General features: G+C 65.6%; 8 protein-coding genes. 3 read left to right on the top strand and 5 right to left on the bottom strand.

Going from position 1 to position 7,075, the window contains the following annotated elements; all coding sequences use genetic code 11:
• Nucleotides 1-201: 201 nt before the first annotated feature.
• The gene (locus Q1J79_RS11885) at nucleotides 202-678 is read left to right on the top strand and encodes a GNAT family N-acetyltransferase (RefSeq protein ID WP_300300503.1); all 477 of its coding nucleotides are present in this window, start codon (nucleotides 202-204) and stop codon (nucleotides 676-678) included.
• Nucleotides 679-733: 55 nt separating this feature from the next.
• Here the strand turns inward: Q1J79_RS11885 and Q1J79_RS11880 are convergent, their stop codons facing one another.
• Together Q1J79_RS11880 and Q1J79_RS11875 are read right to left on the bottom strand one after the other, a co-directional pair.
• Complete coding sequence (locus Q1J79_RS11880; RefSeq protein ID WP_300300502.1) at nucleotides 734-2,233, bottom strand: CoA-acylating methylmalonate-semialdehyde dehydrogenase; 1,500 nt, start codon at nucleotides 2,231-2,233, stop codon at nucleotides 734-736.
• Nucleotides 2,234-2,371: 138 nt separating this feature from the next.
• Nucleotides 2,372-3,436, bottom strand: coding sequence for a DUF561 domain-containing protein (locus Q1J79_RS11875; RefSeq protein ID WP_300300501.1), 1,065 nt, complete (start codon nucleotides 3,434-3,436; stop codon nucleotides 2,372-2,374).
• 147 nt (nucleotides 3,437-3,583) lie between these two features.
• Here Q1J79_RS11875 and Q1J79_RS11870 point away from each other — a divergent pair, with 147 nt between their 5' ends.
• Nucleotides 3,584-4,258 carry a TetR/AcrR family transcriptional regulator gene (locus Q1J79_RS11870; protein ID WP_300300500.1) on the top strand — a complete coding sequence of 225 codons (675 nt, stop codon included), beginning with the start codon at nucleotides 3,584-3,586 and terminating at the stop codon, nucleotides 4,256-4,258.
• Between the two features lies 1 nt (nucleotide 4,259).
• The gene (locus Q1J79_RS11865; RefSeq protein ID WP_300300499.1) at nucleotides 4,260-4,742 is read left to right on the top strand and encodes a DUF4442 domain-containing protein; all 483 of its coding nucleotides are present in this window, start codon (nucleotides 4,260-4,262) and stop codon (nucleotides 4,740-4,742) included.
• Between the two features lie 3 nt (nucleotides 4,743-4,745).
• Here the strand turns inward: Q1J79_RS11865 and Q1J79_RS11860 are convergent, their stop codons facing one another.
• The 3 genes from Q1J79_RS11860 to Q1J79_RS11850 form a co-directional block, all read right to left on the bottom strand.
• Nucleotides 4,746-5,456 (bottom strand): CBS domain-containing protein, encoded by a 711-nt coding sequence (locus Q1J79_RS11860; protein WP_300300498.1) that lies wholly within the window; start codon nucleotides 5,454-5,456, stop codon nucleotides 4,746-4,748.
• A 66-nt stretch (nucleotides 5,457-5,522) separates the two neighbouring features.
• Entirely contained in the window at nucleotides 5,523-6,365 is an 843-nt protein-coding gene (locus Q1J79_RS11855; protein ID WP_300300497.1) for a helix-turn-helix transcriptional regulator, read from the bottom strand.
• A gap of 80 nt (nucleotides 6,366-6,445) precedes the next feature.
• Nucleotides 6,446-6,862 (bottom strand): hypothetical protein, encoded by a 417-nt coding sequence (locus Q1J79_RS11850; RefSeq protein WP_300300496.1) that lies wholly within the window; start codon nucleotides 6,860-6,862, stop codon nucleotides 6,446-6,448.
• Nucleotides 6,863-7,075: the final 213 nt, after the last annotated feature.

The raw sequence follows: 7,075 nt of genomic DNA, 5'->3' as shown, positions 1-7,075 counted from the left end.
GAGCAGTTCCAGCTTCTCCACCGCCAGTTCCTGCGCCGGGTCTTCGGCGATTTCCCGGGCGGCGAGCTTGGCGCGATAGGCTTCGAGGATGGACATGCGCCGCAGCCTAGCGGCCCGGGCTGGCCAATCAAGTCCTAGGAAAGCGGTTGTTCCTTCGCAACGAATCACCGAATACTACGGCCCATGTCTTCAAGCTTCCATTTGCGCGACGCCGATTCAGCCGAGGCCGACACCATCGCGGCACTGGTGATCAGTGCCTATTGCGACTATCGGCCATCGCTGACGGCAGAGAATTGGCAGGCGATGGAAAGCGGCTTGAGCAAGGCCGGTCGCATCGAGCATGCCCACAACATCGTTGCCGAGTGCGATGGCGCAATGGCCGGTTACGTCGCTTATTTCCCGCCGGGCAACTCCAGTCCGAAACTGTTTGAACCAGCGTGGGCTTCGATTCGACTGCTTGCCGTTTCGCCTGCCTGTCGGGGTCAGGGCCTCGCCAGACTACTGACCGAAACCTGCATCGAGCGGGCCCAGCGTGACGGCGCGGCCACCATCGGTCTGCACACCAGCGAAGTTATGACGCGGGCCCGCGCGCTCTATGAACGGATGGGTTTCCGCGAGGCCAGAGAACTGCCGGCCATGTTCGGCCTGCGTTATTGGCAGTATCGTCTCGACCTTTAAAAATGCAACGGGCGGCAGAGTCATCTGCCGCCCGCGCCGTTTTGACATTCCTGTCTTACTTCATGGTCGGGATATTGAACTCGGCACCCGAGCGGATGCCGGTTGGCCAGCGCGCCGTCACCGTCTTGATCTTGGTGTAGAATTTCACGCCTTCCGGGCCATGCTGGTTGGTGTCGCCGAAGGCCGAGCGCTTCCAGCCGCCGAAGGTGTGGAAAGCCAGCGGCACCGGGATCGGCACGTTGATGCCGACCATGCCGACCTGCACGCGGGCGGCGAAGTCGCGGGCGGCGTCGCCGTCGCGGGTGAAGATGGCGACGCCGTTGCCGAATTCATGCTCGGTGGGCAGCTTGGCCGCTTCCTCGAAGCTTTCGGCGCGCACGACAGAGAGCACCGGGCCGAAGATCTCTTCCTTGTAGATGCGCATCGACGGCTTGACGTCGTCGAACAGGCAGCCGCCGAGGAAGAAGCCATTCTCATAACCCTGCAGTTTCAGGTCGCGGCCATCGACCACCAGCTTCGCGCCTTCGGCCACGCCGGTATCGACATAACCCTTCACCTTGGCGAGGTGCTCCTTGGTGACCAGCGGGCCCATTTCCGAATCCTTGGCCGTGCTGGGGCCGACCTTTAGTGCGCGTACGCGCGGCGTCAGCGCCTCGACCAGGCGGTCGGCCGTGCCCTTGCCGACCGGCACGGCCACGGAAACCGCCATGCAGCGTTCACCGGCCGAGCCGTAGCCGGCGCCGATCAGCGCGTCGACGGCCTGGTCCATGTCGGCATCAGGCATGATGATCATGTGGTTCTTGGCGCCGCCCATGGCCTGCACGCGCTTGCCGTTGGCGGCGGCGGTAGCATAGACATACTGGGCGATCGGAGTCGAGCCGACGAAGCTGACCGCCTGGATGCGCGGATCGGTAAGCAGCGTATCCACCGCTTCCTTGTCGCCGATTACGCAGTTCAGCACGCCGGCCGGCGCACCGGCCTCCAGCATCAGTTCGGCCAGGCGCAGCGGGCAGCTTGGGTCCTTCTCGCTCGGCTTGAGCACGAAGGTGTTGCCGGCAGCAATGGCGATGGCGAACATCCACATCGGCACCATGGCCGGGAAGTTGAACGGGGTGATGCCGGTGACGACGCCGAGCGGCTGGCGCATCGAATAGACGTCGATGCCGCGCGCCACGCTGTCGGAATATTCGCCCTTCAGCAGATGCGGGATGCCGCAGGCGAATTCCACCACTTCCAGGCCGCGCTGCAGCGAACCCTTGGCGTCCGACACCACCTTGCCATGCTCGTTGGCGATCAGCAGCGCGATCTCGTCGGCATGCTTCTCGCAGAGTTCCTTGAACTTGAACATCACGCGGGCGCGCACCAGCGGCGAGGTGGCGCTCCATTCGGCGAAGGCTTTCTGGCTGTCGGCAATGGCGGCCTCGACCTCGGCCCTGGTGGCCAGCGGCGAGCGGGCGCTCACCTCGCCGGTGGTCGGATTATAGACGTCGAGGAATCGACCCGACTTGCCGGGCACCTTCTTGCCGCCAATGAAATGATGCAGTTCTTTCGCCATGACTTAACTCCCCAGAACAGCCCCCGGATGCGATTGCCGGTGGCCCGCGCGTTGCAAAGCCCTATGCTTTAAAGACGGTGACTCTAAAGGCCCCGGCCCCAATGACAAGGGCCGGGAGCCGGCCGGAACCACTGACGGTCAGAGCGCGGCTTCCAGCGCCTGGCGTGCCTCGGCCAGCAGGCGGGCGACGATCGCCGCTGCCGGTTCCGGCCGGGCCAGCCGGGCCGCCTGGCCGGCCCAGAGCGACTGGTAATCGGTCAGGCCGGATTTCGAGGCCGCACCGCGCATGGCCTTGCTCATGGCGTTGGCAACCGGGAAATCGGGGATGATGTCGTCGCGGCCGGCCATGCGGTCGAGGAAGGCATTGCGGATGCCGCGGGCATGGCGACCGGAAAAGGCCCGCGTGAGTGCCGTGCGCTCGGCCTGCTCGGATTGCAGCAGGGCCTTGTAGCCGGGCGACAGCGCCATTTCCTCGGCCAGCAGGAATGTGGTGCCCAGGGCCACGGCCGAGGCACCCAGGCACAGCGCGGCGGCGACGCCACGGCCATCGCCGATGCCGCCGGCCGCAATCACCGGCAGCTTCACCGCCGAGACCACCTGCGGCACCAGGGCCATGGTGCCGACCAGGCTGTGTTCGACGCTGTCGAGGAAACTGCCGCGATGGCCGCCGGCCTCGGCGCCCTGCGCGAGGATGGCATCGACTCCGGCCGCCTGCTGCGCGCGTGCCTCGGCCACCGTGGTGGCTGTGCCGATCACCAGGATGTTGCGGCGTTTCAGCGCCGCTACCTGGTCGGGCGTCAGCGCGCCGAAGGTGGTGCTGAAGACCGGCGGAACTTCCTCCAGCACCACCTCGAACTGCGCCTCGAAGGATTCCTGGTAGCTGTTCGGCAGATCGGGCGCGCCAAGGCCAAGGGCTGCATGCGCCTGCCCCAGCTCTGCGCGGTAGGCCGCCATCTTTTGCTGATCGGCGGTCCAGGGCTGCGGCGAGAACAGGTTGATATGGAAGGGCCGCAACGTGCCGGCGCGGATGGCGCGGATCGCCTCGCGCAGGGCCTGCGGGGCCATATAGGCGCCGCCCAGCGCACCCAGTGCGCCGGCATTGGAGACGGCGATGGCGAGCGCCGGCTTGGCGGTTTCGCCGGCCATCGGGGCCAGCAGCAGGGGATGGTCGATGCCGAGTCGGCGGATGAATTCATGGTTCATGGCGTTTCTCTCCCCGGATGGGTCTGGGCGAAGACTGCCCCTTTCCGCAGGGGCCGCCAAGGGGATAGCAGCGGCAAAAATTGCGCCGGCTGGATTGATTAGAATATTTTTCTAGAAAATTATTCTAACGCTGCTATAAACCCGGCCATGGCCAGCCCCGCCCGCAAACCCGTCGTTCCGGACTACACAGTGAAAGCCGGTGCGCATGAGCGCACGGTGAAAGCCGGCACGCGACAGCGTGCGCTGATCGCCGCGCTGGCCCTGTTCGACGCCCAGGGCGTGGAGGCCACCACCATCGAGCAGGTGCGCGATGCCGCCGAGGTTTCAATCGGCAGCCTGTATCACCATTTCGGCAGCCGCGAGGGCCTGGTCACTGCCCTGTATGAAGATCTGCTGGAGCGGTATCGCATTGCGCTGATGGCCGAACTGTCCAAACACGACACCCCGCGCAGCTTTCTCGATACCTTCGTGAAAACCCATATCGCCTGGTCGGTGCGCCACCCCGATGCCGCCCGTTTCCTGGCCGAGCATCGCTACCATCGCGCCGTCACCATGGCGGAAGCCAAGCTGCAGCGCGGCACGGCCGAATTCATGCGCCCGCTGATGCTGCTGTTCCGCCCCGCCGTCGAGGCCGGCATCCTGAAGCCGGTTGCGCCTGACGTGCTGATCAGCCTGGTGGTCGGCCCGGTGCAGGCCTGGCTCCGCAGCCATCGCGCCGGCAAGGCCAGCCTACGGCCCGATCTGGCGGCGAAACAGCTGGCCGACACGATCTGGGACGCCATCGCCGTTCCGACCACCGCCCGCAAGACAAGGAAGACCTGACATGTCCCGCAACGAACCAACCATCCTGCAGCAGTGGCAGCGCGTCTCGCGCCTGCCCTTCGGCAACTGGCTGTTCAGCCGCCTGATCGGACTGACCGTGCCCTATGCCGCCACCATCAATGCCCGCGTGCTGAGCCTGATGCCGGGCAGCGCCAGGGCCCAGATGGCCGATCGCCGCGCGGTGCGCAACCACCTGCGCTCGATCCATGCCGTGGCACTGACCAACCTGGCGGAACTGACCGCCAACCTCGCGATCATGAGCCGCCAGCCCGCCAAGGGCGCGCGCTGGATCGTCACCGGCTTTGATACCGAATTCGTCAAGAAAGCGCGCGGCGCGGTGACGGCGTTATGCGAGGTCGGCCCACTGGACTGGTCGCAGCCGCAGAGCCTGTCGGGCCGCGTGGAACTGCGCGACGCCGCCGGCGACATCGTGATGCTGGCGACGCCACGCTGGAAGATCGGTCCGGACGCCGCGCAGGCTTAAAGATCAGACCTTGGGCGGTTCGAGATAGAGGCCCGACATCGGCTCCAGCCAGATCAGGTGATCCTCGACGCCCTTGGCGCCCGGCGTGCCTTCGGCCAGAACTTTCAGGGCCTGGCGTTCGCGCTCGTCGAAGATGGTGCCCCACAGATGCACCACGCCGTCGCGTACGATGATGCTGGTGCTGCCGGTCGGCGCCCAGGACTGCTTCTTCATCTCGGCCAGGATATGCTCGCGGATCGCCATGTCGCTGGCGGTCACCGGCTTCACCTCGGCCAGCGCGCCGGCGAACAGGCGCAGCAGGTTGGCACGGCTGACGATGCCGACCGGCTTGCCGTCGCGCAGAACCGGCAGGCGCTTGATCCGATGTTTTTCCATCAGACGCACGATCTCGGGCGTGGGCGTGTCTTCCGCGATGCTGACCGGTTCGCGCGTCATCACCTCATCGACGCGGCGGCCATGGCTTTGCACGTAATTCTGCGCCTCGGCACCCGGGCCCAGCAGGATTTCCAGCCAGTGCGGCCGGCGTTTCGCGGTGCCCAGCTCACTGCGGCGCAGGAAATCGCCCTCGGTGACCATGCCGACCAGCTTGCCGGCGGCATCCACCACCGGCAGGCCGCTGATGTGTTTGAGCAGCATCAGGCGCACCGCCTCGGCCACCGTGGCATCGCTGGCAACGGTGTGGACCGGGCTGGTCATGATATCGGCGGCTTTCATCGGGCGGCTCCTTGCATCGACATGCGCTACTGTCCGCCAGAGAGTGGCGCAGCGCCTTGATCCGCGTCAATCGCCCGCCTGTCGGGCCAATTCGCGCAGAAGCTGTTCGGAGCCCTCATTAGCCGGCAAAAAGCTTTCGATGCGCAGATCCTGCAGGGTGACATCCTGCGGCGTGCCGAAGGTGGCGATCAAGGTGACCATGTCGAGCCGCAGGCCATCCTTCTCCACGCTGAAACCCAGCAGGGGCGCCGGCTCGCTGTCCCAGTCCACCTTGCGCCACAGCGCGTCCACATCGGGATAGCCGCGCACTTCCGCCAGCACGGCGGCGGCGGCCGGACTGTCCATCGCCTCGCGCTGCAGGCGATGCAACAGGGCCGAGGCAACCTCTGCCCAGTTGGCCATGAAAGGCCGCAGGGCCTTCGGGTGCAGCGGCAGCTTCATCATGTTGAGCGGCTGCGCCGGGTCGGAACCGGGCCCAAGCAGGAAGGCCATCATGCGCTGGGCGGCGGCATTGGCCAGTTGCACATTCCAAGCGGCATCGACGACCACGGCGGGAAAGGGCTCCTGCTGGCGCAGCAGCAGGTCCAGCGCGTGGCGCGCCTCGGCCAGCCGCGGCGCATCCAGGCCACTTTCGCGATAGGCCGCGGCAAAGCCGGCGGCATGCAGCAGGCGGTTGCGCTCGCGCAGCGGCATGTCGAGCATCTCGCTTAAGTGCAGCACCATCTGCCGGCTGGGCCGGGCGCGGCCGGATTCGAGGAAACTGACATGGCGCTGCGACACGCGGCCCAGCTCGGCCAGTTCAAGCTGGCTGAAGCCGCGCCGCCGGCGCCATTGCCGCATGAGCGTTCCGAAACCGGGTGTATCCAGCGCACCGGAACGGGTTGGCACATCGCTATGCAGGCTGGCCATGGCGTTGATCTCCCTGAAATGGTTATGCGGCGGACGATGGCGGGCGTCCAGCGCGAAGGCCCGCCACCGCGCAACCTGCGTCAGCCCGCAGCCAGACCGCCGGACAGGCGCAGGGCACGAGCCTTGAGGACACCGATCAGCGCCGTATCGGCGGCAATCACCAGCAGGACGACCACACCGGCTTTGCTGAACGCGGCGCCGAAGCCAAGCAGCAGAGCCAGCGTGCCCAGCACCCAGAGGCCGTCAGCCAGGATGGTGAAGGTGGTGAAGCCGCGGGCAGGCCGGACCGACATGACAGCCAGCAGAATGGCATAGGCAGCCAGCGCAACCCCGAGGCCGAGCATCACCCCGGCCAGGGGCAAGCCGAACAGCCCAGTCTGGACCGGCAGAAGGAATTTGGCCGTCCAGCCGGCGGCCAGCAGGCCGGGCAGGCCACAGGCAAGACACAGGGCGGCATCGAAACGGAGCAGGCAACGTGGGGTAAGCCAGGAATGCATGGGGGAACCTCCAGGTTTGGGTGGTGACCCGATATTTCAGCCAGAACAGCGGCTTAACAATTACCGAGCAGGTAATAGCCTGCTTATTTTACGTTATATTTATGTTTGATTATTTATAATATCACTTATGAAAGTATAATTATGTTGACTCTCATGAGTGACTGTTAAATATCATGCCGCATCGGTTCTGCGCCACGAAGAGGGGTGCGCCAT

Origin of the sequence: Ferrovibrio sp. (genome assembly GCF_029255545.1) — a bacterium.
Lineage (GTDB): Bacteria > Pseudomonadota > Alphaproteobacteria > Ferrovibrionales > Ferrovibrionaceae > Ferrovibrio.
Note: the sequence above shows the minus strand (reverse complement) of the source record. Positions and strands in the feature narration are given on the sequence as shown.